At 44.0% G+C, this 780-nt stretch carries 1 protein-coding gene and 1 pseudogene; one reads left to right on the forward strand and one right to left on the reverse strand.

Annotated elements, in window-relative coordinates; genetic code table 11:
• Positions 1-463: L-threonylcarbamoyladenylate synthase (locus tag R7Q09_RS25065; protein ID WP_318143813.1), on the forward strand; the 463-nt coding region annotated here is incomplete at its 5' end.
• Positions 464-552: 89 nt separating this feature from the next.
• On the opposite strand, the pseudogene R7Q09_RS25070 reads toward R7Q09_RS25065, so the two are convergent.
• A pseudogene (locus tag R7Q09_RS25070) lies at positions 553-780 on the reverse strand (calcium-binding protein); the annotation flags it as partial.

The raw sequence follows: 780 nt of genomic DNA on the forward strand, positions 1-780 counted from the left end.
TTGTCAGATTCGTCGCTTAGATGATAAGCACAACTTCACGTTGTTGTGTCGCGATTTGTCAGAAATTTCTCTGTATGCGCGCGTGGACAACGGAGCATTCCGACTACTGAAAAACAACACTCCTGGTCCTTACACGTTCATCTTCAAAGGTACGAAGGAAGTTCCTCGTCGCTTGATGAATGCGAAACGTAAGACTATCGGTATTCGTGTGCCAAATAACCAAATCGCATTGGATCTTCTCGAAGCACTGGGTGAGCCATTGATGTCAACGTCATTGATTCTGCCTGGTAGCGATGTGACAGAGTCTGATCCGGAAGATATCCGCGACAAACTTGAACATGCAGTTGATGTGATCCTGAATGGTGGTTACTTAGGTGAGCAACCTACTACAGTGATTGACTTCAGCGAAGGTGATCCAGAAGTGGTGCGAATTGGTTCTGGCGATCCATCACCATTCGAATAAGTTGAAATACCAACATAAACAAAAGGAGGCTATCAGCCTCCTTTTTCATTATTTATACTTGAGCAGTGTTTACGCCGAGTAAAGATGGCTTATGCGAATTCGAAAATGTCGATACCGTGGTGTTCAGCATAGTTTATGTAAGCTGAATTAACGCCATTTAGCGTGACTTCTACGTTGTATTCTTCGTTAGAGAATACTGCCCAACCACATTCGTTGTAGCTAAGGGTCAGATCATCCGCCGAATCTAGGAAAGTATCGCGAATGCCATCACCATCTGTATCTTTACCCAAATCAAAGACCAGTTTGTCGTGGAAGAT

This window comes from Vibrio sp. 2130-1 (genome assembly GCF_033339515.1).